This is a genomic window from Sporosarcina sp. FSL K6-1508 (genome assembly GCF_038007465.1).
Taxonomy (GTDB): Bacteria; Bacillota; Bacilli; order Bacillales_A; family Planococcaceae; genus Sporosarcina; species Sporosarcina psychrophila_B.
Window position 1 is genome coordinate 2,559,515 of record NZ_JBBOXF010000001.1, and the last position, 25,568, is coordinate 2,585,082.

At 42.4% G+C, this 25,568-nt stretch carries 25 protein-coding genes and 1 riboswitch; of the genes, 23 read left to right on the top strand and 2 right to left on the bottom strand.

Annotated features, from left to right (window positions below; all coding sequences use genetic code 11):
- Positions 1-45: 45 nt before the first annotated feature.
- From polX to MKZ11_RS12805, 11 genes are all read left to right on the top strand, one after another.
- Complete coding sequence (polX, locus tag MKZ11_RS12755) at positions 46-1,752, top strand: DNA polymerase/3'-5' exonuclease PolX (RefSeq protein ID WP_340794798.1); 1,707 nt, start codon at positions 46-48, stop codon at positions 1,750-1,752.
- 64 nt (positions 1,753-1,816) lie between these two features.
- Positions 1,817-4,126: an endonuclease MutS2 gene (locus MKZ11_RS12760; RefSeq protein WP_445327048.1), complete on the top strand. Its 2,310-nt coding sequence runs from the start codon at positions 1,817-1,819 to the stop codon at positions 4,124-4,126.
- A gap of 128 nt (positions 4,127-4,254) precedes the next feature.
- The gene (locus MKZ11_RS12765) at positions 4,255-4,668 is read left to right on the top strand and encodes a DUF350 domain-containing protein (RefSeq protein WP_340794800.1); all 414 of its coding nucleotides are present in this window, start codon (positions 4,255-4,257) and stop codon (positions 4,666-4,668) included.
- Positions 4,669-4,989: 321 nt separating this feature from the next.
- Positions 4,990-6,687: an AMP-binding protein gene (locus MKZ11_RS12770; protein WP_340794801.1), complete on the top strand. Its 1,698-nt coding sequence runs from the start codon at positions 4,990-4,992 to the stop codon at positions 6,685-6,687.
- Between the two features lie 89 nt (positions 6,688-6,776).
- Positions 6,777-7,358 carry a TetR/AcrR family transcriptional regulator gene (locus MKZ11_RS12775; RefSeq protein ID WP_340794802.1) on the top strand — a complete coding sequence of 194 codons (582 nt, stop codon included), beginning with the start codon at positions 6,777-6,779 and terminating at the stop codon, positions 7,356-7,358.
- 124 nt (positions 7,359-7,482) lie between these two features.
- Positions 7,483-8,256, top strand: a complete 774-nt coding sequence (locus MKZ11_RS12780; RefSeq protein ID WP_340794803.1) for an enoyl-CoA hydratase — start codon at positions 7,483-7,485, stop codon at positions 8,254-8,256.
- A 25-nt stretch (positions 8,257-8,281) separates the two neighbouring features.
- Complete coding sequence (locus tag MKZ11_RS12785; RefSeq protein WP_340794804.1) at positions 8,282-9,055, top strand: electron transfer flavoprotein subunit beta/FixA family protein; 774 nt, start codon at positions 8,282-8,284, stop codon at positions 9,053-9,055.
- Positions 9,056-9,097: 42 nt separating this feature from the next.
- Positions 9,098-10,072 carry an electron transfer flavoprotein subunit alpha/FixB family protein gene (locus MKZ11_RS12790; RefSeq protein WP_340794805.1) on the top strand — a complete coding sequence of 325 codons (975 nt, stop codon included), beginning with the start codon at positions 9,098-9,100 and terminating at the stop codon, positions 10,070-10,072.
- A gap of 169 nt (positions 10,073-10,241) precedes the next feature.
- On the top strand, positions 10,242-10,556 hold the full coding sequence (gene trxA / locus MKZ11_RS12795; protein ID WP_186670203.1) for a thioredoxin: 315 nt from the start codon (positions 10,242-10,244) through the stop codon (positions 10,554-10,556).
- Positions 10,557-10,734: 178 nt separating this feature from the next.
- Complete coding sequence (uvrC, locus tag MKZ11_RS12800; protein ID WP_340794806.1) at positions 10,735-12,528, top strand: excinuclease ABC subunit UvrC; 1,794 nt, start codon at positions 10,735-10,737, stop codon at positions 12,526-12,528.
- A gap of 288 nt (positions 12,529-12,816) precedes the next feature.
- Positions 12,817-12,996: riboswitch (Lysine riboswitch) on the top strand.
- An 87-nt stretch (positions 12,997-13,083) separates the two neighbouring features.
- Complete coding sequence (locus tag MKZ11_RS12805) at positions 13,084-14,301, top strand: aspartate kinase (protein WP_340794807.1); 1,218 nt, start codon at positions 13,084-13,086, stop codon at positions 14,299-14,301.
- Between the two features lie 52 nt (positions 14,302-14,353).
- Here the strand turns inward: MKZ11_RS12805 and MKZ11_RS12810 are convergent, their stop codons facing one another.
- Positions 14,354-14,770, bottom strand: a complete 417-nt coding sequence (locus tag MKZ11_RS12810; RefSeq protein WP_340794808.1) for a DUF2507 domain-containing protein — start codon at positions 14,768-14,770, stop codon at positions 14,354-14,356.
- Between the two features lie 74 nt (positions 14,771-14,844).
- Here MKZ11_RS12810 and MKZ11_RS12815 point away from each other — a divergent pair, with 74 nt between their 5' ends.
- The 11 genes from MKZ11_RS12815 to MKZ11_RS12865 all read left to right on the top strand — a co-directional run bounded on the left by MKZ11_RS12815 (position 14,845) and on the right by MKZ11_RS12865 (position 22,729).
- Positions 14,845-14,976 (top strand): hypothetical protein, encoded by a 132-nt coding sequence (locus MKZ11_RS12815; RefSeq protein ID WP_340794809.1) that lies wholly within the window; start codon positions 14,845-14,847, stop codon positions 14,974-14,976.
- A gap of 31 nt (positions 14,977-15,007) precedes the next feature.
- Positions 15,008-15,616 (top strand): succinate dehydrogenase cytochrome b558 subunit, encoded by a 609-nt coding sequence (locus MKZ11_RS12820; protein ID WP_340794810.1) that lies wholly within the window; start codon positions 15,008-15,010, stop codon positions 15,614-15,616.
- 214 nt (positions 15,617-15,830) lie between these two features.
- Positions 15,831-17,585: a succinate dehydrogenase flavoprotein subunit gene (gene sdhA, locus MKZ11_RS12825; RefSeq protein WP_340794811.1), complete on the top strand. Its 1,755-nt coding sequence runs from the start codon at positions 15,831-15,833 to the stop codon at positions 17,583-17,585.
- A gap of 5 nt (positions 17,586-17,590) precedes the next feature.
- A complete protein-coding gene (sdhB, locus tag MKZ11_RS12830) occupies positions 17,591-18,397 on the top strand; it encodes a succinate dehydrogenase iron-sulfur subunit (RefSeq protein WP_340794812.1) in 807 nt (268 codons plus the stop codon).
- 145 nt (positions 18,398-18,542) lie between these two features.
- On the top strand, positions 18,543-18,986 hold the full coding sequence (locus tag MKZ11_RS12835; RefSeq protein WP_340794813.1) for an acyl-CoA thioesterase: 444 nt from the start codon (positions 18,543-18,545) through the stop codon (positions 18,984-18,986).
- Between the two features lie 74 nt (positions 18,987-19,060).
- Entirely contained in the window at positions 19,061-19,285 is a 225-nt protein-coding gene (locus tag MKZ11_RS12840) for a helix-turn-helix domain-containing protein (RefSeq protein ID WP_340794814.1), read from the top strand.
- A gap of 271 nt (positions 19,286-19,556) precedes the next feature.
- Positions 19,557-19,964, top strand: a complete 408-nt coding sequence (locus tag MKZ11_RS12845) for a MarR family winged helix-turn-helix transcriptional regulator (RefSeq protein ID WP_340797005.1) — start codon at positions 19,557-19,559, stop codon at positions 19,962-19,964.
- A 9-nt stretch (positions 19,965-19,973) separates the two neighbouring features.
- Positions 19,974-20,768 carry a glutamate racemase gene (gene racE / locus MKZ11_RS12850; protein WP_340794815.1) on the top strand — a complete coding sequence of 265 codons (795 nt, stop codon included), beginning with the start codon at positions 19,974-19,976 and terminating at the stop codon, positions 20,766-20,768.
- A gap of 100 nt (positions 20,769-20,868) precedes the next feature.
- Positions 20,869-21,627 carry a ribonuclease PH gene (gene rph / locus MKZ11_RS12855; protein ID WP_340794816.1) on the top strand — a complete coding sequence of 253 codons (759 nt, stop codon included), beginning with the start codon at positions 20,869-20,871 and terminating at the stop codon, positions 21,625-21,627.
- Positions 21,624-22,238: an XTP/dITP diphosphatase gene (locus MKZ11_RS12860; protein ID WP_340794817.1), complete on the top strand. Its 615-nt coding sequence runs from the start codon at positions 21,624-21,626 to the stop codon at positions 22,236-22,238. The genes rph and MKZ11_RS12860 overlap by 4 nt, the downstream gene beginning before the upstream one ends.
- The gene (locus tag MKZ11_RS12865) at positions 22,235-22,729 is read left to right on the top strand and encodes a metallophosphoesterase (RefSeq protein ID WP_340794818.1); all 495 of its coding nucleotides are present in this window, start codon (positions 22,235-22,237) and stop codon (positions 22,727-22,729) included. The genes MKZ11_RS12860 and MKZ11_RS12865 overlap by 4 nt, the downstream gene beginning before the upstream one ends.
- 925 nt (positions 22,730-23,654) lie before the next feature.
- On the opposite strand, the gene MKZ11_RS12870 is transcribed toward MKZ11_RS12865, so the two are convergent.
- On the bottom strand, positions 23,655-24,839 hold the full coding sequence (locus MKZ11_RS12870; protein WP_340792598.1) for an IS256 family transposase: 1,185 nt from the start codon (positions 24,837-24,839) through the stop codon (positions 23,655-23,657).
- A gap of 199 nt (positions 24,840-25,038) precedes the next feature.
- Between MKZ11_RS12870 and MKZ11_RS12875 the strand changes: the two genes are divergently transcribed.
- On the top strand, positions 25,039-25,188 hold the full coding sequence (locus MKZ11_RS12875) for a hypothetical protein (RefSeq protein ID WP_340794819.1): 150 nt from the start codon (positions 25,039-25,041) through the stop codon (positions 25,186-25,188).
- Positions 25,189-25,568 lie beyond the last annotated feature (380 nt).

A 25,568-nucleotide genomic window follows, 5' to 3' on the forward strand; every position in this document is an offset into this window, starting at 1 on the left:
GAGGGATATGGGCCGTTTCAGTATTCCAGAACAGGAGGGCTTTTATTGAATAAAAAAACAATCATTCGTACATTTGAAAAAATCGCTTTATATATGGAATTGCTCGGAGAAAATCATTTCAAAGTGTCTGCATTTAGAAAAGCTGCCAATGTGCTTGAATTAGATCCACGCAGTTTAACCGAAATGGACGATATTTTATCGCTGAAAGGAATTGGTAAAGGGACGGGTGCTGTCATTACCGACTTGCTAGAAAAAGGGGAGTCTGATCTTCTGATAGAAATGGAAGAGGCTGTGCCAAAAGGGCTTGTCCCTTTACTGAAAATACCGGGGCTTGGCGGTAAGAAAATCGCCAAACTTCATGAATCGCTCGGCATTGATTCGGTCGAATCACTCCATGCGGCATGCGCTGCAGGAGAAGTGAGTAAGGTTGCCGGTTTTGGCAAGAAGACTGAAGAAAATATACTGAGTGAAATTGAAATCTTAGGAACACGACAAGGGAAATTTCCAATTTGGCAAATGGAGAAAGTCGTTACTTTTGTTGAGCAGGAGCTCCATTTGATTCCGGAAATTACCCGTTTTTCTGTGGCGGGAAGTTACCGTAGGACGGAAGAAGAAAGCAGTGATGTCGATTTCATCATTGTGACGGACGAGCCCGCAATTGTACGTGAAAAGCTGCTTGCAACATTACCGCTTGTCGCGACGATTGCGGCAGGAGATTCAAAACTATCTGTAACGCTTGACTTGGAAGAGGCAATTGACGCTGATTTTCGCTTCGTGAAGGCAGAACAATTCGCCAGTGCTATTCACCATTTCACGGGTTCGAAAGATCATAATGTTCGGATGCGCCAGCTTGCAAAATCTAAAGGGCTGAAAATAAGTGAATACGGAGTGGAGAATGAGGACGGTTCTGTCAAGACGTTTGATTCAGAAGAACAGTTCTTCGCTTACTTCGGTTTACCGTTCATCCCCCCTGCGGTCCGCAGAAATGGCAGTGAAATCGATCGGGTCGATGAACTTGCCGGGTTAGTGGCAGAAGAGGACATTCGTTCAGACCTTCATATGCATACGACGTGGTCGGACGGGGCGTACTCAATCCGGGAAATGGTTGAGGCATGCCGTGCTAAAGGTTATTCCTATATGGTCATCACAGATCATACACAATACTTGAAAGTTGCAAACGGTCTCACACCGGAACGCTTACGTGAACAAATTGCAGAAATTCGTATGTTGAATAAAGAATATGATGACATCGAGATTTTTTGCGGCACAGAAATGGACATCCTTCCAGACGCGTCACTCGATTTTGATGATGAATTGCTCAGTGAACTGGATTTTGTTATCGCGTCCATTCATTCGAATTTCAGTCAATCACAGGAAGTGATTATGGAACGGCTTCATACGGCCATGAAAAATCCACACGTTGATATGATTGCGCACCCGACTGGCCGCATCATTGGTCAACGGGAAGGATACAACCCTGATGTACCTCAACTCATTCAGTGGGCGAAAGAATATGGTAAAATACTTGAGTTGAATGCAAGTCCATACCGACTTGACCTTGCGACAGATCATCTGATTATGGCACAAGAAGCTGGAGTAAATATCGCTATCAATACAGATGCACATGCGATCGATCAACTAAATTATATGACTACTGGTGTAAACTATGGTAAAAAAGCTTGGCTGAAAAAAGAGACGGTCGTTAATACGTGGCCGCTCGATAAATTTATCCGTGCTATTGTGCGGAAGTGAGAGGAAGTGTAAGACATTGGAAAACCGTGTCTTAAAAACACTTGAGTTCGATAAAATCCGAGATATGGTTGCAGTTCACTGCACATCATTTGCCGGTCGTTCTTATATGGAGAAATTAGTTCCCGTCAGCGATTTTGATGAAGTTGTAAAATTACTTGAGGAAACAGATGAAGGGTTGTCAATACTTCGTGTCCGTGGCAATGTGCCAATGGGCGGAATCAGCGATATCAGACCCCATGCTAAACGTGCACAAATGGGTGGCATGCTAAGTGCTTATGAATTAATGGAAACGGCTAACACAATCCGTGCTAGCCGAAATCTTCGTCAATTTATTGAAGCGATTATAGCGGATGAAGACATTGAAATACCCCATTTTATTACGAAAAAAGATGCTATTCCGATTTTGACAGGCTTAGAACATGAAATTAATGCATGTATCGATGACAATGGACATGTGGTTGACAGTGCATCTGGATCGCTGCGTACAATCCGGCAGGGTTTACGGATCCAAGAAGGACGTGTGCGTGAGAAGCTGGAAAGTTATACGCGTGGCAAAAACGCAGCGAAAATGCTATCTGACGCGATTGTCACAATTCGGAACGACCGTTATGTTATCCCTGTAAAGTCAGAGTATCGCTCGCATTATCGTGGTGTTATCCACGACATGTCATCGTCAGGCCAGACGTTGTTCATTGAGCCAGATGCAGTTGTACAGGCTAATAATGAAATCAGAAGATTGAAGTTGCAGGAACAGGAAGAAATTGAAAAGATTCTTATTGAACTATCTGCGAAAGTACAGGAAGTTGCACATGATTTGTTCACACTTGTGGCCATATTATCTGAAATCGATGTCATTCTCGCTAAAGCTAAATTTGGGATCGCACAAAAATGTACGAAACCAGAAGTGAATAATAAAGGCTATATACGTTTAGCGAAAGCACGACACCCGTTGCTTCCGATTGAAGAAGCAGTTGCAAATACAATTGAATTCGGTAATGACATCACAACAATCGTCATTACGGGACCGAATACTGGCGGAAAAACTGTGACATTGAAAACGGTTGGACTATGCACATTGATGGCGCAGGCAGGCTTGCCGATTCCCGCACTCGATGGCTCTGAAGTTGCCGTATTCGAGTCGATTTATGCTGATATTGGGGACGAGCAATCGATTGAGCAAAGTCTTAGTACATTCTCCTCCCATATGGTGAACATCGTCGATATATTAAAAAAATACGATGACCGATCCCTTATTATATTCGATGAGCTCGGTTCAGGTACGGATCCGCAGGAAGGTGCTGCTCTTGCCATCTCGATTCTGGATGAAGTGCACGGCCATGGGGCGAGAGTAATGGCGACAACCCATTATCCAGAGTTGAAGGCATACGGCTATAACCGTCCAGGTGTTGCCAATGCTAGCGTTGAATTTGATGTTGACACGCTAAGTCCGACTTACCGCTTGTTGATAGGCGTTCCCGGACGCAGTAATGCGTTCGAAATTTCAAAACGGTTAGGATTGCAAGACCGGGTCATTAATCGAGCGAAAAAGTTCACGGGCACTGATCGCGGTGAAGTAGATTCAATGATTCTTTCACTGGAAACAAGCCGTGTCCAATCAGAAAAAGATGCGGAAGAAACACATGATATCTTACTTGAAACGGAACGCTTGAAACGTGAACTGGAAGAAAAACTCACAGAGTTCGATACCATGAAAGAACGCATGGAAGAAAAAGCAAAAGAGAAGGCAAAAAAAGTTATTGAAGATGCGAAGCGTGAATCCGAAGCGGTCATTTCAGACTTACGTGCAATGCGTCTAAATGTTGGTGCAAACGTAAAAGAACATGAATTGATTGAAGCACGGAAACGCCTTGAAGGCGCGGCACCTGCAGAAGCGAAAAAGAAGGCAGTTAAAGCAAAGGCGGCACCAAGAGCCCTTCAAACAGGTGACGAAGTGAAAGTACTCAGTTACGGTCAAAAAGGAACACTTATTGATAAAGTCTCGGACAACGAATGGATTGTTCAAATCGGTATTTTGAAAATGAAACTCGACCAGTCGGGACTGGAATATGTTAAACCTGAAAAAGAAAAACAACCGTATATATCCTCTTCTGTAAAAGGAAGAGATTCAACAGTGAAATTGGAACTCGATCTGCGGGGAGAGCGTTATGAAGATGCAATCTTCCGAACGGAAAAGTATTTGGACGATGCGCTCCTATCGAACTATCACCAAGTGTCAATTATTCATGGAAAAGGAACAGGTGCGTTAAGGCAAGGTATCCAACAATTTTTGAAAAATCATAGCCGCGTAAAAACATACCGTTTCGGCGAAGCGAGTGAAGGCGGACATGGTGTCACAGTTGTCGAACTAAAATAATACTGCTGACAGCAGAAGCCTTTTTTCAAGGTTCATGCAATGAAGAGAAATATATTACTGTTCTTGAAACCTTTTACGTGCTTATCCGTATAGGAAGGAATGACTGAACGTAAAAGGAGCCGAAAACTATGACGAAAACCGGATTTTGGAGTCATCCCTTAGTAGAAACTGCAGGCTACTTCAGTGTAGTCGTTCTATGCCTAATTGTTTCGATGGTGCTTTTTGAGCTCGTTACGAAATATAACAATTGGGAAGAAATCCGAAAAGGAAATGTTGCTGTATCCCTTGCGACAGGCGGAAAGATTTTCGGTGTTGCAAACATTTTCCGCTATTCGATCGAACAGCATAATTCATTGCCGCAGATGATTGGATGGGGATTGTTCGGATTTACCCTGCTTATATTAGCTTATTTATTGTTTGAGTTCCTAACACCAAAGTTTAATATTGATAAAGAAATTGAAGCAGATAATCGTTCCGTCGGCTTTATCTCTTTGACGATATCAGTGGGACTATCATTCGTTATAGGAGCAAGTATTTCATAGGAGCCGTGAAGTTATGGAGAAATTAGCAAAAGTATTACTCGTTGTCTGTGTCCTATTTATTGTTGTAGGAATTTATTGGATGTCCTCAAATACACCTTAATCAGTTCATACTGATTAAGGTTTTTTAAAAAAGATGATAAAGCATACGTTTTTTAAATCGAACCAATATCTCTACTTAAGGTGCTAGTCGCTCAGAGGCGACAGGCGCTTGCACTTTTCTAGCGGTCATTTTAATTTCTATTTGAAACCTTCATCATTTACCTCTATAATTAAAATTAGGAATATTCAAAGTATTGACCAGGAGAAAGAGGGGGGCTTTTTATGACAACGAAACCGTGGTTGGATTTGTATCCTGCCGAAATTTCCAAGACGCTTGACTATGAAAAAATTCCGATACAGGAATTTCTGACTAGGTCCAGTGCGAAATATCCAGACAAGACCGCTATGCATTTCCTTGGGAAAGACATTTTGTTTAAAGAATTTCATGAATCGTCTTTGAAATTCGCAAACTATTTGAAAACTATTGGAATCGTCAAAGGGGATCGGGTCGCAATTATGCTTCCAAACTGTCCGCAAAGCGCTATTGCTTACTATGGTATCTTGTATGCCGGGGCAATCGTCGTTCAAACGAATCCTCTCTATACCGAACGTGAAGTATCATACCAAATGGTGGATTCCGGAGCGAAAGCAATTATATCACTTGATATCTTGTTTCCGAGAATTTCAAAGATCGTTGCAGAAACGCAACTGGAACATGTCATAATTACAGGCATAAAAGACTACTTGCCATTTCCTAAGAATCTCATTTATCCGTTCATCCAGAAAAAAGAAACTGGAATTAAAGTAAAAGTTGAGCATCGCGGGATGAATCATTTATTTACTGAAATAATGAAAGTCGGCAACCCGGATCCAATCAGTTATGAATTTAATTACGAGGAAGATATTGCATTGCTTCAATATACGGGCGGTACAACAGGTCCTCCGAAAGGGGTCATGTTGACGCATGCTAATCTGATTTCTAATGTTAAGATGTGTGGCGAATGGTTGTATGAGTGTAAAGAAGGCGAAGAAACTGTTATGGGTATTCTGCCATTCTTCCATGTATATGGAATGACAACTATACTGATCCTATCTGTCATGCAAGGTAACAAGATGGTACTTGTGCCAAAATTTGATTTTGAAACGGCTTTGAAAACAATTGATAAACAAAAGCCGACATTATTTCCAGGGGCGCCGACAATTTACATCGGACTATTAAATCATCCTGATCTTCAAAAATATGATCTTTCTTCAATAAAAGCATGTATTAGCGGTTCCGCTGCATTGCCGCTCGAAGTGCAGGAGAAATTCGAGCAAGTTACCGGCGGCAAACTGGTTGAAGGATATGGACTTACAGAAACGTCTCCTGTTACTCATTCGAATTTTGTATGGGCAGAAAAACGCGCTAAAGGATCAATCGGTGTTCCATGGCCGGATACTGATTCTTGCATACTCGGTCCTGACTCATCAGAACCACTGGCGAATGGAGAAGTTGGTGAAATTGCGGTGAAAGGTCCTCAAGTAATGAAGGGCTATTGGAACAGGCCGGAAGATACTCAACAAACGTTTCGCGACGGCTGGTTCTTGACAGGGGACCTTGGATATATGGATGACAAGGGTTATTTCTATGTTGTTGATCGCAAAAAAGATATAATCATTGCAAGCGGTTTCAATATTTATCCGCGGGAGATTGAAGAGGTTCTTTATGAACACGATGCGATACAGGAATGTGTCGTTGCAGGTATCCCGGATCCATACAGAGGTGAAACTGTGAAAGCTTATATTGTCTTGAAGCAAGGCGCAACTGTAACAGAGGAAGAGCTCAATACGTATTGTAGGGAGAATTTGGCATCATTTAAAGTTCCGCGCCTTTATGAATTCCGTACAGAACTGCCGAAGACTGCCGTCGGAAAAATTTTAAGACGTGCGCTTGTTGATGAAGAAAAAAAGAAACACGAAAAGGAATTACTTCCACTATAATGTAATGCTTGACATAACGGCCATTAACAACTAATATGAAAATATGAATGAACCATCATTCATATTTTCTTTTTTGGTGGTGATTAATAATGAAACGGGATAAACCCAAATATAAGCAAATAGTGGACGCAGCGGTAATTGTCATCGCTGAGAATGGATACCATCAAGCGCAAGTTTCTAAGATAGCGAAAGAAGCGGGCGTTGCTGACGGGACAATTTATCTTTATTTTAAAAATAAAGAAGACATCCTAATATCTGTTTTTAGAGAAAAGATGGCGATTCTAATAACGAATGTCGAAGTCATATTGAAACAGGATATAGGTACATCCGAAAAGTTATTCAAAATGATCGATAATCATTTCCGTGTGCTCCATGCAGATCGCCACCTTGCAATAGTCACCCAGCTTGAACTTAGGCAATCGAATAAAGAGTTACGTCTGCGAATTAACGATGTGTTAAAGGAATATTTAGTGCTTCTTGACGCGATTTTGAAAGAGGGAATCGATAATGGGACACTCGATGAAAGCTTGGATGTCCGACTAGCACGACAGATGGTATTTGGAACAATTGACGAAACAATCACTTCATGGGTGATGAATGATCAAAAATATGATTTAATGAAACTATCACCTGAAGTACATAGGCTGATTATGAATGGAATGAAAGCTTAATTTGAATCAAGTTAAGCAGCTTCCGGCGGATGTTACAAATTTTGAAGGGGTTTAATTGCGCAAGCGCAATTAAAAATTTGGACGCAATTAAGCTGAGGCGTAATTGATGGAAAGTGGGGATGAAATGGAGTTTCTAACAGTAGCAATTGACGATGGCGTAGCTGTTGCGACAATCAACAGGCCACCCGCGAATGCGCTTTCACGAGCACTTATACTCGAAGTGGACGCACTGCTTGACCAAGTAGAGGGGGACGATTCAGTACGGGTCATCGTTTTTCATGGGGAAGGCAAATTCTTCTCAGCTGGAGCAGATATTAAAGAATTCACATCTGTAACATCAGGCGAAGAGTTTTCAAAACTTTCGGCAAGCGGACAAGAAGTTTTCGAACGGCTTGAACGTTTCTCTAAACCAGTTATTGCTGCCATCCATGGCGCGGCACTAGGCGGAGGGCTTGAACTGGCAATGGCCTGTCACATGCGTATCGTAACAGAAAATGCGAAACTTGGATTGCCCGAATTGCAATTAGGTCTAATCCCTGGATTTGCAGGTTCGCAACGTCTGCCGCGCTATGTTGGCATGCCGAAAGCGGCGGAGATGTTATTAACAAGTGACCCGATCAGTGGAGTAGAGGCAGCTCGTCTGGGACTTGCCAATCAAGTCTGCACAGACGACGAACTTCTGCCAAAAACAATGGAGCTCGCTAAAAAAATCGCCAAGAAAAGTCCTGTCGCAGTGAAAGCTGCACTAGAGATGCTGCAATTTACGAAGCATCCTTCCTATTATGAAGGTGTGAAAGCAGAAGCTGATTCGTTCGGCGAAGTTTTCGTCTCTGAAGATGCAAAAGAAGGAATCCAAGCATTCCTTGAAAAGCGTTTGCCCGTATTTAAAGGAAAATAACCAATAAGTTGAGGAGGTCTGCAATATGAATATTTATGTACTAGTAAAACGGACATTTGATACAGAAGAAAAAATCACGGTTTCAAATGGTAAAATCTCTGAGGATGGTGCAGAGTTCATCATCAATCCTTATGACGAATATGCAATTGAAGAGGCTATCCAGGTACGCGACGCGAATGATGGTGAAGTGACTGTCATTACAATCGGTGGGGAAGACGCAGAAAAACAACTTCGTACTGCGCTTGCAATGGGTGCTGATAAAGCAGTTCTTATTAATACTGAAGATGACCTTGATGAGATGGATGAATTTACATCTGCAAAAATCATCGCTGAGTATTTGAAAGATAAAGAAGTTGATCTGATTCTTGCAGGAAACGTTGCTATTGATGGCGGTTCAGGACAAGTAGGACCACGTGTAGCTGAACTTCTTGGCATTAACTATGTGACAACAATTACAAACCTTGAGATTTCTGGGGCTTCCGTCAAAATCATTCGTGATGTTGAAGGAGATTCTGAAACAATCGAAACGTCATTACCACTGCTAGTGACAGCACAGCAAGGTCTTAACGAACCTCGCTACCCATCACTTCCGGGGATCATGAAAGCAAAGAAAAAGCCGCTTGAAGAGCTTGAGCTTGATGATCTGGATCTTGAAGAAGATGACGTAGAAGCAAAAACGCAAACAATCGAAATCTATCTTCCGCCACAAAAAGCTGCTGGACGTATTCTTGAAGGCGATATTTCTGATCAAGTGAATGAACTGGTAAATCTGCTTAAAAATGAAGCTAAAGTAATCTAATCTAATATAATCAGACTTTTAATTGTAATGGAGGGACTATAGATGTCTAAAAAAGTAGTAGTACTTGGGGAAGCACGAGAAGGGGCATTGCGTAACGTTTCATTCGAAGCGATTGCAGCTGCTAAAAAGATTTCCGGAGGCGGAGAGGTCGTCGGTGTATTACTTGGCGATGCTGTTCAGTCACTTGCGGAAGAAATGATCCATTACGGCGCGGATCGTGTCGTCACTGTGGAGCATCCACATTTGAAATTATATACTTCTGATGCATTCAGCCAAGCGTTCATGGCGGTTTACGAGCAGGAAAAACCGGAAGCTGTTGTATTCGGTCACACAGCTTTAGGAAAAGATCTGTCACCTAAGATTGCTAGTAAACTAGCATCAGGGCTAATCTCTGATGTAACGGCTATTGAAGGCGAAGGCGATGCTGCAGTATTCATCCGTCCAATCTTCTCTGGTAAAGCATTCGAAAAAGTGAAGAACAAAGATGGTCTTCTTTTCATTACAGTACGTCCGAATAACATTGCACCTTTAGAGCACGACGCAGGCCGGACAGGCGACGTAGCTGCCCTATCTGTTGATGTGACAAATCTTCGTACAATCATTTCTGAAGTTATTCGTAAATCGACAGATGGTGTTGATCTTTCAGAAGCGAAAGTTGTTGTTGCAGGGGGCCGCGGTGTGAAAAGTGCGGAAGGATTCGAACCATTGCAAGAACTTGCGACACTTTTAGGTGGAGCAATTGGTGCGTCTCGCGGAGCATGTGACGCGGATTACTGTGACTATTCTCTGCAAATTGGACAAACTGGTAAAGTTGTTACACCAGACTTGTACATTGCTGCAGGTATTTCAGGTGCAATCCAGCATATGGCGGGAATGTCCAATTCGAAAGTAATCGTTGCCATCAATAAAGATTCGGAAGCGAATATTTTTAAAGTAGCGGATTATGGAATTGTTGGCGACCTGTTCGAGGTTATTCCGATGATGATTGAAGAAATTAAAAAGATTAAGACAAACTGATTAAAATTGAAGCTCCCTTACAACAGCGGGGAGCTTTTGTTTATTTATAGTCTGTGGAAGTCGGGTCTAAACAGGTGCTTCCGCTTTTCAAAGCATATATTTAGCCCGCCATATAGGTGCATGCTATAATACAGACATAGTTTATTTATTAAGAGGAGGAAATTTCATTATGGCTATTATTCACGCAACCGATCAGAACTTTGATGAAAATATTAAAGAAGGACTTGTCCTTGTTGACTTTTGGGCACCTTGGTGTGGACCTTGTAAAATGATCGCTCCAGTTCTTGAAGAACTTGACGGCGAAATTGAAGGTAAAGCAAACATTGTAAAAGTTGACGTTGATGACAACCAGGAGACAGCTGGTAAATACGGTATCATGTCAATCCCTACACTTGTCCTTTTCAAAGACGGAGAGATTGTTGACAAAGTTGTCGGTTTCAAACCGAAAGAAGCACTTGCTGAATTGATTGCAAAACACGCTTAATTAGTACCTTAATTCAAGCAGAACTTCAATCCCCTGCCGAATTAAGTTAAGCCTTCGGCGGATGCCATAGATTTTGATGGGAGTCAATTTGAGTTAAATACCCTATCAAATCTTGGCGTATTTTATAGAATAACCGGGTCCCTTCATTGGCGCCCGGTTTTTTGGGTAGGTGAATGATATGAATGAACTAATTGCAGAGAAGTTGGCCATATTACCAGAATTGCCAGGCTGTTATTTGATGAAAGACAGACAAGGGACAATCATCTATGTTGGTAAAGCGAAAGTGTTGAAAAATCGGGTGCGTAGTTATTTTACAGGTAGCCATGATGCAAAAACACAGCGGCTTGTCGGGGAAATCATGGATTTTGAGTATATTGTTACGTCGTCCAATCTCGAAGCCTTAGTCCTTGAGCTGAATCTTATCAAACAGTACGACCCGAAATATAATATCATGCTAAAAGATGACAAGACTTATCCCTATTTAAAGTTAACGGCAGAGCGTCATCCGAAGCTGATTATTACTAGACAGGTGAAAAAGGATAAAGGGAAGTATTTCGGTCCTTATCCGCACGCGTTCGCAGCGAGTGAAACGAAAAAGTTACTGGATCGACTTTACCCTTACCGAAAATGTCTGACGATGCCGGACCGAGTCTGTCTTTATTATCATCTTGGTCAATGCCTAGCTCCTTGTGTCAATGAGGTAAGTGTGGATAGATATAAGGAAATGGTTGATGATATTAGCCGTTTTCTAAACGGCGGTTATAAAACAGTTAAAAAAGAATTGACGGAGAAAATGTCTGCAGCAGCAGAAAATCTGGAATTTGAGCGGGCAAAAGAGTACCGAGATCAGATTACTAATATTGAAGCAGTTATGGAGAAACAGGCAATGACGATGAATGATTTCACTGACCGTGATATTTTCGGATTTGCGGTAGATAATGGCTGGATGTGTGTCCAAGTTTTTTTCGTTCGCCAAGGAAAACTGATCGAACGGGATGTCTCCCTTTTTCCGCTATATCAAGAACCAGAAGAAGAATTGTTGACATTTATCGGACGATTTTATGAAAAGTCCCAACATCTTATTCCGAAAGAAATTTTGTTGCCACAAGGAATCGATAGTGAAATCATCAGTCGGCTTCTTAATGTGAATGTCTTTATTCCACAGCGAGGCAAGAAGAAAGATCTCGTCCTACTTGCGATTAAAAATGCAGAGATATCATTAAAAGAAAAATTCCAGTTGATTGAACGACAAGAGCTTCGTACAATTGGTGCATGTGAAGAACTTGGTGAGGCGATGAATATTACTGTACCATTTCGTATTGAAGCATTCGATAACTCTCACACGTACGGGGCGGATGCTGTCTCTGCGATGGTATCTTTCGTCGATGGGAAACCTAATCGTAAAGATTACAGGAAATATAAGACAAAGACGGCGGCAGCACATGACGACTACGCTGCGATGCGTGAGGTCGTACGACGACGTTATATCCGAGTATTGAGAGATGACCTTCCATTGCCTGATCTCATTGTAATAGATGGCGGTAAAGGGCATATGGAGGCGGCCAGGGAAATCATTGAAGACGAGCTAAACCTATCCATTCCGATTGCTGGACTTGCAAAAGATGATAAACACCAGACGGCGCAGCTCCTCTACGGCAATCCGATTGAACTGATTCCACTGAAAAGAACGAGTGAGGCTTTTTACTTACTACAGCGAATTCAAGACGAAGTTCACCGCTTTGCAATTACGTTCCACAGAAAAAGGCGTGAATCCAATTCATTGACGTCAGCACTGGATGGATTACCTGGCGTTGGGCCGAAAAGAAAAACGATGTTGCTGAAGCATTTTGAATCAGTGAAAAAGATTCGTGAAGCCTCTATTGAACAGTTACAGGATGCGGGATTGCCTGCTGCTGTTGCTGAATCAGTTGAGACGTATTTCCGCGAGGAAGCATTGCGGGAAGAAAAGTAATGTGGTAGAGTGAATGCACTGAATTTTTTCACTGCATAAGAAATTATGAAATCTCTTCCTGTAGGTAATGTATATCATAGAGAATTCACGTATAGAAACCAGCGCCTGGAGGCTCGGATATCCAAAGGTTGTGGGTTCCTTGAAAGTCGGTCCAGCGGGGAGTGATTGAATTTCATCTCTCATTGTTGGGACATGAAGTCGAGAACTTAGACTGCTTTCCTTTATCCATCTTGTGCTTGTTGCCTCTGAACAGGCGTTTGTGCTTTTGTTCCTTATAATTTCATATGTAGTGAAGATAGAGGCGCGAATACTAATAGTACATCCTCGGAAGGCGGCAGCCTGATGAAGGGGATTGAAAGGGATATTCGCCGAAGTAGTTGAATCGGCTGTCGCGATTGTTCTGCTGGATTTCCATTGAATAAATGGAAGTTTGTCAGGTATAAAAATACCTGGAGAGCTATCTGAACGGAGTATCTTTTCAATAATTGCTCCAATCGGACCGGCTCTCATTTTGGGGGCCGTTTTTGCGTTCAGGGGGAAATGGAGGAAATGACTATGGAACGAATCGTAATGAAATTTGGCGGGACATCAGTAGCGAATCCCGAAAGGATAGCCCGAGCTGCAAAACTAGTCTTGGCTGAAGTCAATCAAGGGAATCAAGTGGCGGTCATCGTCTCTGCAATGGGGAAAACAACGGACGATTTACTTAGACTTGCTGAAGAAATTAATCCGAAAGCTGCCCGTCGCGAACTTGATATGCTGTTATCCACGGGGGAGCAAGTAACTGCATCCCTTCTCGCGATGGCGATTGGAGCGCAAGGATTGGAAGCACATTCCTATACAGGCTGGCAAGCGGGCGTAACAACAGAAGCAATTCACGGCAATGCGCGAATCGAGCAAGTAAACGCAGACAAAATCATGTCGACGATTGAATCGGGTGCTGTTGCGGTTATTACTGGCTTTCAGGGCATCGATAACTACGGTGAGTTGACAACACTCGGCCGCGGTGGATCTGATACGAGTGCCGTCGCAATCGCTATTGCTCTCGATGCCGCTGTGTGTGATATTTACACAGACGTCGAAGGGGTGTTTACGACCGATCCGAGATTAATTGGACAGGCGAAGAAGCTCGAGGAAATATCGTATGATGAAATGCTTGAAATCGCAAATCTTGGTGCAGGTGTACTTCATCCGAGAGCGGTCGAGTTCGCGAAAAATCATCATATGCCAATGCGGGTCAGACCGGCACATATGGATGGTGAAGGAACGGTTATCAAGGAGGAAATCAATTTGGAAAACAATCTAATTGTCCGAGGTATTGCATTTGAAAGAGATATCGTCCGGATTACAGTTATGTATGAAGTTCCATACAATGGTTCGCTTGCGAATATATTCACTGCACTCGCGAATCACCATGTAAACGTTGATATTATTGTTCAGACAATCATGGAAGGTGTACAGCCATCTGTTTCATTTTCTATTAAGAAAGAGGATTTCGCAGAGGCAATAAATATTTTAGAAATAGAAAAAGAAGCCCTTGGTTACAGTAGGGCAGATTTTGAAGTCGGCCTTGCGAAAGTATCCATTGTCGGGAGTGGAATGGTCTCCAATCCAGGAGTCGCTGCACAAATGTTTGAGATACTTCGTGGCGCATCAGTTCCAGTTAAAATGGTCAGTACATCTGAAATTAAGGTTTCTGTCGTTATTCCTGAATCGGACATTGAAATAGCAGTAGCTGCGCTTCACAAACAATTCGGATTGGACGCAGATTGAATGAAATGATTTATATGAAAAGAAGCTGTACCTGAATGGGTACAGCTTCTTTTCATACTCCAGTTTTAGCTTTCAAATCCCATTTCACTTGAAAATAGACTAGACTGTCCTTTACATTCAATTCTCCGTAACATTCAGTAAGGAAACCATTCACTTTCTGATACTGTTCTGCGATGAATCCCGCTTCGAGTCGACAGGATCTGTTTTGGACATTCGTTCCGTCTTCGCGATCCAATGTATAGAAGGTTTCCTCTTTTGTGGTTTTCACGAAAGTGAGAATACCCCAACCGGCTTCCTTGAAGAATTCAGGAAGTTCATCAACTCCGAAAATCGGGAATTTCCTAGCCACTTCTTTTCCTGCCCAATAGAGGATTTCGTCTTCATGGTTGCCGAGAATACTTGGCAACACATGATCTCGTAAAATTTCATAGCCGAATCGGGTCGGCGAATCGTATGTAGTATTTTCCAATCGAATATACAACCCTTTCGGTTAAATGATGGCGTAATTAAAAGTTCGGTAATAAAAGTATAATATATTTGGGCGTGCTGAAAAGCCTATATCGTCTTGACCTCTTCAAAACAGAGGAGTACAATGGTTATGTCATAATATTGTACCACGATGAGGTACGTCGTCAACGGTCGCTTCATGTCGAAATGATGACAGAAGTTGTCTGACGGACTCAGTTAATAAGGGAGGGTAAAAGACTTGTCGAGAGAATCAGATTTTTATTTGCGCCGTCTTCATTCACTGCTTGGAATCATTCCAGTGGGGCTTTTTCTTGTCCAGCACTTAGTGATTAACCATTTTGCAACACGCGGCCCAGAGGCATTCAACACTGCATCCAATTTCATGGGGAACTTACCATTCGTACTGTTTTTAGAATGGTTCATTATCTACATCCCACTTATGTTCCATGCGTTCTACGGTGTGTACGTAGCTTTCACAGCGAAAAATAACGTACAGCGTTACGGAACTTTCCGTAACTGGATGTTCATGCTGCAACGAATAACAGGAGTATTCTTGGTTGTGTTCATTGCGTGGCATATCTACCAAACAAGAATCCAGAAAGCTCTGGGTACTGACGTTGACTTCGATATGATGGCTGACATTCTGGCGAACCCGTTCATGCTTGCTTTCTACATTGCAGGTGTAATCGCAGCAACGTTCCACTTGGCGAATGGGCTTTGGTCATTCCTAGTAAGTTGGGGAATCACACAGTCTCCTCGTTCGCAAACTATCGTTTCGTATATCACGATTGTAGCATTCCTAGTTCTTTCTGTAATTGGTGTACAAGCACTACTTGCTTTTGTTTAATTAACAAATCGATTTATCCCGCATTAACTACCGGGCAGTTAGACTCTTCTACATGTCTTCGTGAAATAAGAAGATAAGTAAGTGGGGGATTAACTGCCCCAAAAGTCCGAATGGCTTAATTGACAATCAATGGGGGATATAAACCTTCCCCGCTGATTGGGGTTTCGCTTTATTGAAACACGAGATCACCTATAATTTGAGGAGTGAAACAATAATGGCAAAAAGCAGTTTGATTGTCGTAGGCGGCGGACTTGCCGGCCTAATGGCAACTATCAAAGCGGCTGAAAAAGGTACGCCGGTTGACTTGTTCTCAATCGTTCCGGTTAAACGTTCCCACTCTGTATGTGCTCAAGGCGGCATTAACGGTGCGGTGAATACGAAAGGTGAAGGAGACTCGACTGAAATCCACTTCGATGACTCTGTATATGGCGGAGACTTCCTTGCGAATCAGCCACCTGTACAAGCCATGACGGCTGCAGCGCCAGGAATCATTAGTTTGCTGGACCGTATGGGCGTAATGTTCAATCGGACACCGGAAGGACTTTTGGATTTCCGACGCTTCGGAGGTACAATGCACCATCGTACGGCATTTGCAGGAGCGACAACAGGGCAACAGCTTCTATATGCACTTGATGAGCAAGTTCGACGTTTTGAAGTTGATGGACTTGTTCAAAAATATGAACACTGGGAATTTTTGGGTGTTGTGCTTGACGAAGAAGGCGTATGCCGCGGTATCAAAGCACAAAACATGAAAACGATGGAAATCAAAGCATTTAAAGGCGATGCAGTGATTATGGCGACAGGTGGTCCCGGTATCATTTTTGGGAAAACGACAAACTCTGTCATTAATACAGGTTCTGCTGCTTCCATCGTTTATCAGCAAGGAGCATATTATGCAAATGGTGAGTTCATTCAAATTCACCCGACAGCGATTCCTGGAGACGACAAACTCCGACTTATGAGTGAGTCTGCACGTGGTGAAGGCGGTCGTATCTGGACTTATAAAGACGGGAAACCTTGGTACTTCCTTGAAGAAAAATATCCGGATTACGGTAACCTGGTACCTCGAGATATTGCAACCCGTGAAATTTTTGACGTTTGTGTTAATCAAAAACTTGGGATTAACGGCGAAAACATGGTGTATTTGGATCTTTCTCATAAGGATCCAAAAGAGCTCGATATTAAGCTGGGTGGAATTATTGAAATCTATGAGAAATTCACTGGTGAAGATCCACGTAAACTGCCGATGAAGATATTCCCGGCTGTCCACTATTCAATGGGCGGACTATGGGTCGATTATGATCAGCAGACAAGCATTCCCGGTCTCTTCGCAGCAGGAGAATGCGATTATTCGCAGCATGGTGCAAACCGTCTTGGTGCAAACTCACTCCTTTCAGCAATTTACGGGGGTATGGTCGCGGGTCCGAATGCTATTAATTACATGAAGCACCTAAAACGTTCTGTAGTTGATTTGCCTTCAACAATTTTTGACGAAGCCGTGAAAGAAGAACAACAAAAATGGGATGACACACTCAAAATGAACGGAACTGAAAACGCTTATGTCCTTCATAAAGAGCTTGGTGAATGGATGACGGATAACGTAACGGTAGTTCGACATAATGACAAACTTCAAGCGACGGATGATAAGATCGTTGAGCTCCTTGAACGATATGAAAACATTAATATCACCGATACACAGCTATGGTCCAACCAAGGCGCGACATTTACGCGTCAGTTGAAAAACATGTTATACTTGGCTCGAGTCATCACTCTTGGTGCATTAAACCGAAACGAAAGTCGTGGAGCCCACTTCAAACCGGACTTCCCGAATCGTGATGATGAGAACTTCTTGAAAACAACGATGGCGAAATTCGATGGACAATCCGCACCGATCTTCCATTATGAAGAAGTCGATGTTTCTTTGATTCCGCCACGTACACGCGACTACTCCGCGAAGAAAGGAGATTGACGTAAATGAGCGAGAACAGTACAGCAGTACAGGAACGTAATCAGCAGACCACACAGAAAACTGTCAGTTTTGAAATTCTGCGTCAGGATACAGCTGATTCGAAACCTTATTGGGAAAGCTTTAAGATAGAATATAGACCGAATATGAACGTTATTTCTGCTTTGATGGAAATTCGTCGTAATCCAGTCAACGCAGAGGGTAAGAAAACTACTCCTGTTAACTGGGAAATGAGCTGTCTGGAAGAGGTTTGTGGTGCATGTTCAATGGTTATCAACGGACGTCCACGCCAATCTTGTACAGCACTTGTAGATCAGTTCACACAGCCGATTAAACTTGAACCTATGAAAACATTCCCTGTCGTCCGCGACTTGATTGTTGACAGAGAATTCATGTTTGATTCGTTGAAAAAAATTAAGGCATGGGTTCCTATTGACGGAACATATGATCTTGGAGAAGGACCTCGTATGCCTGAGCGCAAACGCCAATGGGCATATGAACTTTCAAAATGTATGACATGCGGCGTATGCCTTGAAGCATGTCCAAACGTGAACGACAATACGAACTTCATGGGTCCTGCTCTTCTTTCGCAAGTACGCCTATTCAATTCGCATCCAACTGGTGCAATGAACAAAGACGAACGTCTGGCGACACTTATGACTGACGGTGGAATTGGTGAATGTGGTAACTCACAAAACTGTGTTGTTGCATGTCCGAAAGGGATTCCGCTTACAACTTCGATTGCTGCGATGAACCGTGCAACGAACGTACAAATGTTCAAAAACTTCTTCGGAAGTGACCATATGGTAGACTGATTTCAGTCTCAAGTCCCGCTCCGGCTTTATTTGCCTGGCGGGGCTTTTCTAATTTAAAATACATACTTCATTTATCTCGTGATGTTTGATAGACTTGTAGAATGAATGATCATTCATTCTACAAGTCAGAGGAGATGTTTAACAGATGAGAGCGTCATACATAAAAGATTTAGCAACTTGGTCATCGGAATTTAAGTTTTGCGTTCAGGTATCTGTCAGGTTTTCAGAGACAGATATGTACGGGCATTTGAACAATACGATTCCATTTACTTATTTTGAACATGCGAGGATTGAATTTTTAAAAGAAATTAAACTAATGAATAATTGGCTTGACCCAGCGAGTGATACGTTTCCGGTCGTCGCAGATTTGCAATGTGATTTTGCCAAGCAAGTCTTTTTTGATGAAGTACTTATGATTTACGTGAAAGCGGCGGCTATTGGAAACAGTTCTGTCGATATTCATTACATGGCCCAGAATAGCGAAGGAGATATCGCCTTCACTGGACGCGGTTCCATGGTCCAAATTGGCAGGCATACAGGCAAGGGAGTTCCATGGACAGATGAGGAGAAGTTGCTTTTTACCAATTAAAAAGATCAGATAGCCGGCACAGCCCGCGCCTCCTTCACATATTTTAAAGTGAAAGTGGATAGGAGGGGCGCGTCTTGACAGAAGGATCAAAAAACCGTTCGTTGCTAACGGCAAGAGAACGAGAAATCTTTCATCTGCTCGTTGATGATCAAACGACCAAAGATATCGCAGGACGGCTTGGAATCAGTGAAAAAACTGTTCGAAACCATATCTCGAACACGATTCAAAAGCTAGGGGTTTCCGGCAGGGCACAGGCGATAATCGAGTTGTTAAGGCTGGGAGAGTTACAATTGCGTTAAAATTGGTGTTCATAATGAGGAACAACAAGAACCAAATTCAGTTGAACCTTGCATAGCTGGCCAAAGAATATTCCGTAACAGTAGCTGTTTGACCTGCGATCTGCAGTTTTCAAACAGCTATTTTTTTCTGCCGTTTTGTGCCATCATATTAGGTATTGCCATATGCCGCGAAAAGGGAGACAATAGGTAGACAGTAATCGTTTTCAGGGAGCTGGTTTACTTGACGGAAAAAGACACACCAAAAATTCAATATACAGAAGAAGTTGCACATATGGAGAAAGAATTACGGTATATTGCTGCCATCATTAAACAGCAAGGCCGTAGAATCTTAAGTAATTATACAATTACACCGCCCCAATTTGTTGCTTTACAGTGGTTATTTGAACACGGAGATATGACAATCGGGGATCTGTCAAACAAGATGTATCTCGCATTCAGCACTACGACTGATTTAGTCGACAGGATGGAAAAGAATTCACTTGTAAAACGTGTCCGTAATACTCAAGACCGTCGTGTGGTTCGAATCCATCTGCTTAGCGAGGGAGAGCGCGTTATCGAAGAAGTAATTGATAAGCGCCGTCATTATTTGAACACGGTGTTGGCAGATTTCGATGAAAAGCAAGTGAAAGATTTCTCAGATTTGTTGAGTAAACTGCATCAAGAGATGAAAAAGGATTGAGGGATTACAGTGGAAGCACCAATAGGCGTAATTGATTCGGGTGTCGGCGGATTAACCGTTGTCAAGGAGATACTCAATCGACTACCGCATGAACCCATTGTCTACATAGGGGACGATGCACGTTGTCCATATGGACCACGGCCGACCGAAGAAGTCCGGGAGTTTACAATGGAGATGGCATCAGCATTATCTAAAATAGGGATAAAAATGCTTGTTATTGCCTGTAATACAGCTACAGCTGTTGCACTCGATGATATCCGGGCTAAATTTCCGTTTCCGGTCATCGGTGTTATTGCGCCAGGTGCACGGGCTGCAGTGAATGCGTCCGAAGCTGGGAAAATCGCCGTACTTGGAACCGCTGGAACGATTAAAAGTGGCGCTTATGATGATGCAATCCACGTTCTTTCACCGAATGCGATGGTTTACTCACTTGCGTGTCCTGAATTTGTTCCGATTGTCGAAAGTGGTCAGTATAAGTCGAAAAATGCAGGTGTCATTGTTGACCGAACGCTGCGTGAACTCGAGGGGAAAGATTTTGATGCAGCGATATTGGGATGTACGCATTATCCGTTATTGCAGCAGCATATTTCAACTTCGCTGCCGAATAATGTAAAGATCATTTCATCAGCGGTAGAAACAGTGTGTGATGTTGAACGTATTTTGCATTCTAACGGCATTGAACGCATTGCTGACAGTGGAGTGTCGCCTGTTTTTTATACAACAGGGGAGTCGGAAACTTTCCAAGACATTGTTGAAGACTGGTTGTCGATTGAAAAGCCTGATGTAAGCTATATTGAATTGTGAGAAACCCGGAATGTCCTGATTTGGGCATCCGGGTTTTTGCGTATATGAAATGAGTTATGATAAGATGAATGCGCAATCTGAATGATGGAGGGTACACGATATGAGACATGATGGAAGAATGGCCGATATGATTAGACCGGTAACGATAGAAACGGATTATTTAATTCATCCCGAAGGTTCTGTTCTGATTACAGTTGGAAATACGAAGGTGATTTGCACGGCTTCTATAGAAGAACGGGTTCCCCACTTTTTACGAAATAGTGGAAAAGGCTGGATAACGGCGGAATATTCAATGTTGCCGCGTGCTACTGGTCAAAGGACGCAACGCGAAGCTTCAAAAGGAAAGGTTAGCGGACGAACGATGGAAATACAGCGCTTAATAGGCCGTGCTCTGCGTGCTGTCATCGATTTAGAGGCACTTGGAGAAAGAACGGTTTGGATCGACTGTGACGTTATCCAAGCGGATGGAGGTACACGTACAGCGTCGATTACAGGCGCATTCGTCGCAACGGCGATAGCGATTTCGAAACTGCACATGGAAAAGGGATTAGCTAAATTTCCGGTATCTGATTTCCTTGCCGCAACGAGTGTAGGCAAGACGGTTGAAGGTGAACTCATTCTTGACCTTGACTACATCGAGGATTCGTCAGCTGCTGTTGATATGAATGTTGTTATGACTGGCGCTGGTGCTTTCGTCGAGCTACAGGGAACGGGCGAAGAATCGACATTTACACGTGCTGAGATGAACGGCCTTGTAGAACTTGCAGAAGTAGGCATTAACCAACTAGTCAATGTACAGAAAGAAGCACTTGGACTCGTTGCACAATTGATCAAACCGGAAGATCAAATTGAATCATGAAGGAAGTATTAATCGCGACGAATAATGCCGGCAAGGCAAAAGATTTTGAAACGCTGTTCAGGCCACTTGGTATACAAGTCCTTACATTGAATGATATCGAAGGCGATATCGATGTAGATGAGACGGGTGACACTTTTGAAGCGAATGCAATCTTGAAAGCAGAAACGGTTGCACGTCTACTCGGTAAAATTGTTATCGCAGATGATAGCGGGCTTGAAATTGACGCGTTGGGAGGCTCTCCAGGCGTGTATTCCGCTCGTTATGCCGGTGCGGAGAAGAATGATGAAGCTAATATCGATAAAGCGCTAAACGAGCTGGAAAAGGCTTCTACAGACAATCGTAGCGCTAGATTCCGGTGTGTTTTGGCGATAGCTGGACCCGGTTTAAAAACTGAAACGTTTTCTGGGAGCTGCGAAGGACTGATCCATACTAAACGGCAAGGATCGAACGGTTTTGGCTATGATCCAATTTTCTTCGTGCCAGCATTAAATCGGACAATGGCGGAGTTGTCAGCCCAAGAAAAAAACGAGATTTCGCATAGGGGAGCGGCGTTAACCCAGTTGAAATCCAAATTACCGCAATACATGACAGGTACAGGTGATTTAGAATGAAGATTGTTGTTATGAGTGATTCGCATGGAGACAAGGAAACGGTGAAAGCCGTTTCTGCACTTTCTGCGGATGCGACTTTCCATTGTGGCGATAGTGAACTGTCATTCGACGATTCAATTTTACAGACAATGCATAGGGTGCGTGGGAACTGTGATAGGGATGCTAGGTTTCCAGCGTCTGTTGTGGTCGAGGTAGAGGGGAAGACGGTATTAGTTGTACACGGCCATGAGCACGATGTAAAACACTCGTTGATGCGGCTTTATTATTATGCGAAAGAACTTGGGGCTGATGTAGTTTTATTTGGTCATTCACATTTGTATGGAGCTGAGATGAAAGATGGAATATTATTTGTGAATCCGGGTAGCACAATGCAGCCGCGTGGCAGAAAAGTTGCGACTTATGCGATTGTAGAATGGGATGAAACAGTGCGTGTCACATTCAAAAACATGTCGTTTGAAACAGTTGATTTCATGGAAATAAAAAAAGTTTAATAAAAGCGTTGACTTTTGTTTCGTTTCTATCTATACTAAAGCTTGTCCTTAAGAAACAAGCAAATGCTTAAACGCACGTCTCAGTAGCTCAGCTGGATAGAGCAACGGCCTTCAACAATAGGAGCCTTTACAAGGAAAGAGAACTTGTAAAGTGGACGACACCGTATCGGTGAAACCTTAACAGATAATGCTGATGGCAATACCGAGGAAACTTACGATCTTTATTTACATAATCAAGATCAAGGATATTCGAAGGTCCGGTTCAACCGGGGGTAGAAAATCTAAAGTATAATCATATGATTATCGTGAGGTTCCGTAGAGACTAAACGTGTCGCACCTGAAATGGTGAAGTTATAGTCCAGACTACAAACAGTATTTCGCTGGTGGTGAAAACCATAGTGGTAAGCTAAGCCGTCGGTCGGGGGTTCGAATCCCTCCTGGGACATAATTAAATCAGTCACAAACCGTTGATACAATTGGATTTGTGAGAAACTAGGGATTCGGTCAGGGCTTCGGTCACTGATGCAGAATCCCTTTTTTATACCCTTACATTTTACGTATAATAAGACATCAACTATCTTCCAATTCAACTGAAGGGAGGATTTTTTTATTATGACGAAAAAGAAGGGTATTATTTAATGTGGATTTCATGCTGACAACCAAAGAGCTTACTACTTCTATTAAAGGGGTGAAGGCAACTATAAGGGGGTCTTTTTGTTTGGGTCAAAATTAGCGATTTGATTGACGACTTTAAAATGAATCAGCAAATTCAAGATCGAATAGATAAGTATAATGAATACCATTTGACGATGAATTATTTTACTAAGTTTTTAATGTTTTATTGATATATGCAAGGTTAGCAGTGGGAGTGTCAATATTTATGTGTAAATGACAATCCAACCTCTTCTTAAAGATCATCACACTTTTATTCTTTCACTTCAAACAACTCAGCCAGCTTTGCACGTGCTTGATCGAAACCGATATGGCATCGTACGGCGAAGCGTTGGTTGTACTCTTCAAACTGCGAGACTAGGAAGCGTTCGAGTGCTTCTTCATTCGGAAACTGTTCTTTGCGCTTTGTATATTTCTTGATTTGCTTGTTAAAGGACTCGATTAAATTCGTTGAGTAGATGCTGCGCCAAATTGCCTTTGGAAAGTTATAGAAGGTAAGTAGATGATCATTTGTAGCGAGTGATTTTGTTACCTTTGGATATGATTTGTTCCACTTGGAACAGAAATTATCTAACGCGACTTGCCCAGCTTCCTGATCATCTGCTCGGTAAACTGTTTTGAAGTCATCGCAAATCTCAGCACGATCTTCGACACGTACTTTATGTGAAATATTGCGTGCCACATGCACTAAACATGTTTGGAATTGCGCTTTAGGAAATACGCTTGTAATCGTGTCAATCATGCCTGCTAAGCCGTCTGAAAGGAAGAGAAGGACTTCTTCTACGCCACGCTCTTTTGTTTCCAGTAAGAGCTCTTTCCAATTGAATGCTGATTCTGTTGGAGCGATTGTGTAAGCAATTACTTCTTTTGATCCATCTTCGCGAATGCCCACAGCTATATAAACAGCTTCTTTAGAGACCGTTTCACGTCGAACAGAAATATAGGTTGCGTCTAAATAAACACAGACATAGCGCGCACTGAGTTTCCTTCTATTAAAGGCTTCTACTTGTTCGCCCACTACCTGTGTCATGTTAGAAATGGTTTGACGTGTGTAATGATGACCGTACATTTTCTCGATTAAATCTGCGATTTCCGACATGGTAACGCCTTTTTGAAACATGTGAATGACAAATGATTCGAGTGTATCGTTTGACCGCTTATAAGGCGCAACTGTCTGTTGTTTAAAATCACCGTTGCGATCACGGGGAATCGTAACTCGGAGGTCACCATATTCCGTGTGTAGCGTTCGGTCATACGAACCATTACGTGAATTCCCTGAATTAAAGCCTATTCGGTCGTATTTTTCATAATCTAAAAAAGCTGTCAGTTCAGTAGTCAGTAAACTATTAACCGCTGTTTCTAAATGCGAACGAAAAACCTCGGTAATATCTTGTTTTTGTACTAGTGCTTGAACAATATCTGTTGTAAACTGAGTCATAGGGAAGGCCTCTTTTCTAGGATTGGTTGTGGTGACTTAATTCTACCAAGAAAAGGTCTTCCTTTTTGTAATTATTCATTTACACAAGATATTTTACACTCTCTTAGCAGTACACTAATAAGGTTTACTTCAGTAAAATAAGGTATATTATATTTGTTGAATAGATTCTCTTTAAAGACAGGAAGAGTAGGTGAACAAAGTGGGGAAATATCAATTGGATACCAAAGGTCAGGCAGCTGTGACAAAGTTTCATGAAAAACACAAGCCTGCCAAATTTGATAAAAAGCAGCAACTTGAAAAAATACGTGCGGAGTATTTGAAAAAGAAGCAAAAACAAACAGATAAATAAAAGGAAGATATATCTTCGGAATTATCAAAAATAGACCAATGGCAAAAGGCTATTTAAGAATTAGTGACGGTATAACACTTGTTTAAGTATTTAATATATTATAATTTGAATATTTAAAGAGGATTAAAGTAAAATCCTTCTTTTACATGAGCAGGTATAAGATTGATAGGTCAAGTGCGAGGTCAGAGAATAGCTTACGAGCGCTCCTACGAAGGGAAATGTATAATGGGGCTTAGGTGAGTTCAAAAGAGCGTATAGAGCAAGTTCAGGGGGCGAGAGGCGAGAGAATACGAGTAGCAATGAGGCGAGTTAACCAAGTGTTTATCTCGTTTTTTATTTGTATTGTCAAAATAGATAATGCCATCTGAGAACATCCTGTG

Coding starts and splice junctions, on each gene's coding strand:
- MKZ11_RS12760 (WP_445327048.1), top strand. CDS start 1,817: ATGGTTGCAGTTCACTGCACATCATTTGCCGGTCGTTCTTATATGGAG.
- MKZ11_RS12765 (WP_340794800.1), top strand. CDS start 4,255: ATGACGAAAACCGGATTTTGGAGTCATCCCTTAGTAGAAACTGCAGGC.
- MKZ11_RS12770 (WP_340794801.1), top strand. CDS start 4,990: ATGACAACGAAACCGTGGTTGGATTTGTATCCTGCCGAAATTTCCAAG.
- MKZ11_RS12775 (WP_340794802.1), top strand. CDS start 6,777: ATGAAACGGGATAAACCCAAATATAAGCAAATAGTGGACGCAGCGGTA.
- MKZ11_RS12780 (WP_340794803.1), top strand. CDS start 7,483: ATGGAGTTTCTAACAGTAGCAATTGACGATGGCGTAGCTGTTGCGACA.
- MKZ11_RS12785 (WP_340794804.1), top strand. CDS start 8,282: ATGAATATTTATGTACTAGTAAAACGGACATTTGATACAGAAGAAAAA.
- MKZ11_RS12790 (WP_340794805.1), top strand. CDS start 9,098: ATGTCTAAAAAAGTAGTAGTACTTGGGGAAGCACGAGAAGGGGCATTG.
- trxA (WP_186670203.1), top strand. CDS start 10,242: ATGGCTATTATTCACGCAACCGATCAGAACTTTGATGAAAATATTAAA.
- uvrC (WP_340794806.1), top strand. CDS start 10,735: ATGAATGAACTAATTGCAGAGAAGTTGGCCATATTACCAGAATTGCCA.
- MKZ11_RS12805 (WP_340794807.1), top strand. CDS start 13,084: ATGGAACGAATCGTAATGAAATTTGGCGGGACATCAGTAGCGAATCCC.
- sdhA (WP_340794811.1), top strand. CDS start 15,831: ATGGCAAAAAGCAGTTTGATTGTCGTAGGCGGCGGACTTGCCGGCCTA.
- sdhB (WP_340794812.1), top strand. CDS start 17,591: ATGAGCGAGAACAGTACAGCAGTACAGGAACGTAATCAGCAGACCACA.
- MKZ11_RS12835 (WP_340794813.1), top strand. CDS start 18,543: ATGAGAGCGTCATACATAAAAGATTTAGCAACTTGGTCATCGGAATTT.
- MKZ11_RS12845 (WP_340797005.1), top strand. CDS start 19,557: ATGGAGAAAGAATTACGGTATATTGCTGCCATCATTAAACAGCAAGGC.
- rph (WP_340794816.1), top strand. CDS start 20,869: ATGAGACATGATGGAAGAATGGCCGATATGATTAGACCGGTAACGATA.
- MKZ11_RS12860 (WP_340794817.1), top strand. CDS start 21,624: ATGAAGGAAGTATTAATCGCGACGAATAATGCCGGCAAGGCAAAAGAT.
- MKZ11_RS12865 (WP_340794818.1), top strand. CDS start 22,235: ATGAAGATTGTTGTTATGAGTGATTCGCATGGAGACAAGGAAACGGTG.
- MKZ11_RS12870 (WP_340792598.1), bottom strand. CDS start 24,839: ATGACTCAGTTTACAACAGATATTGTTCAAGCACTAGTACAAAAACAA.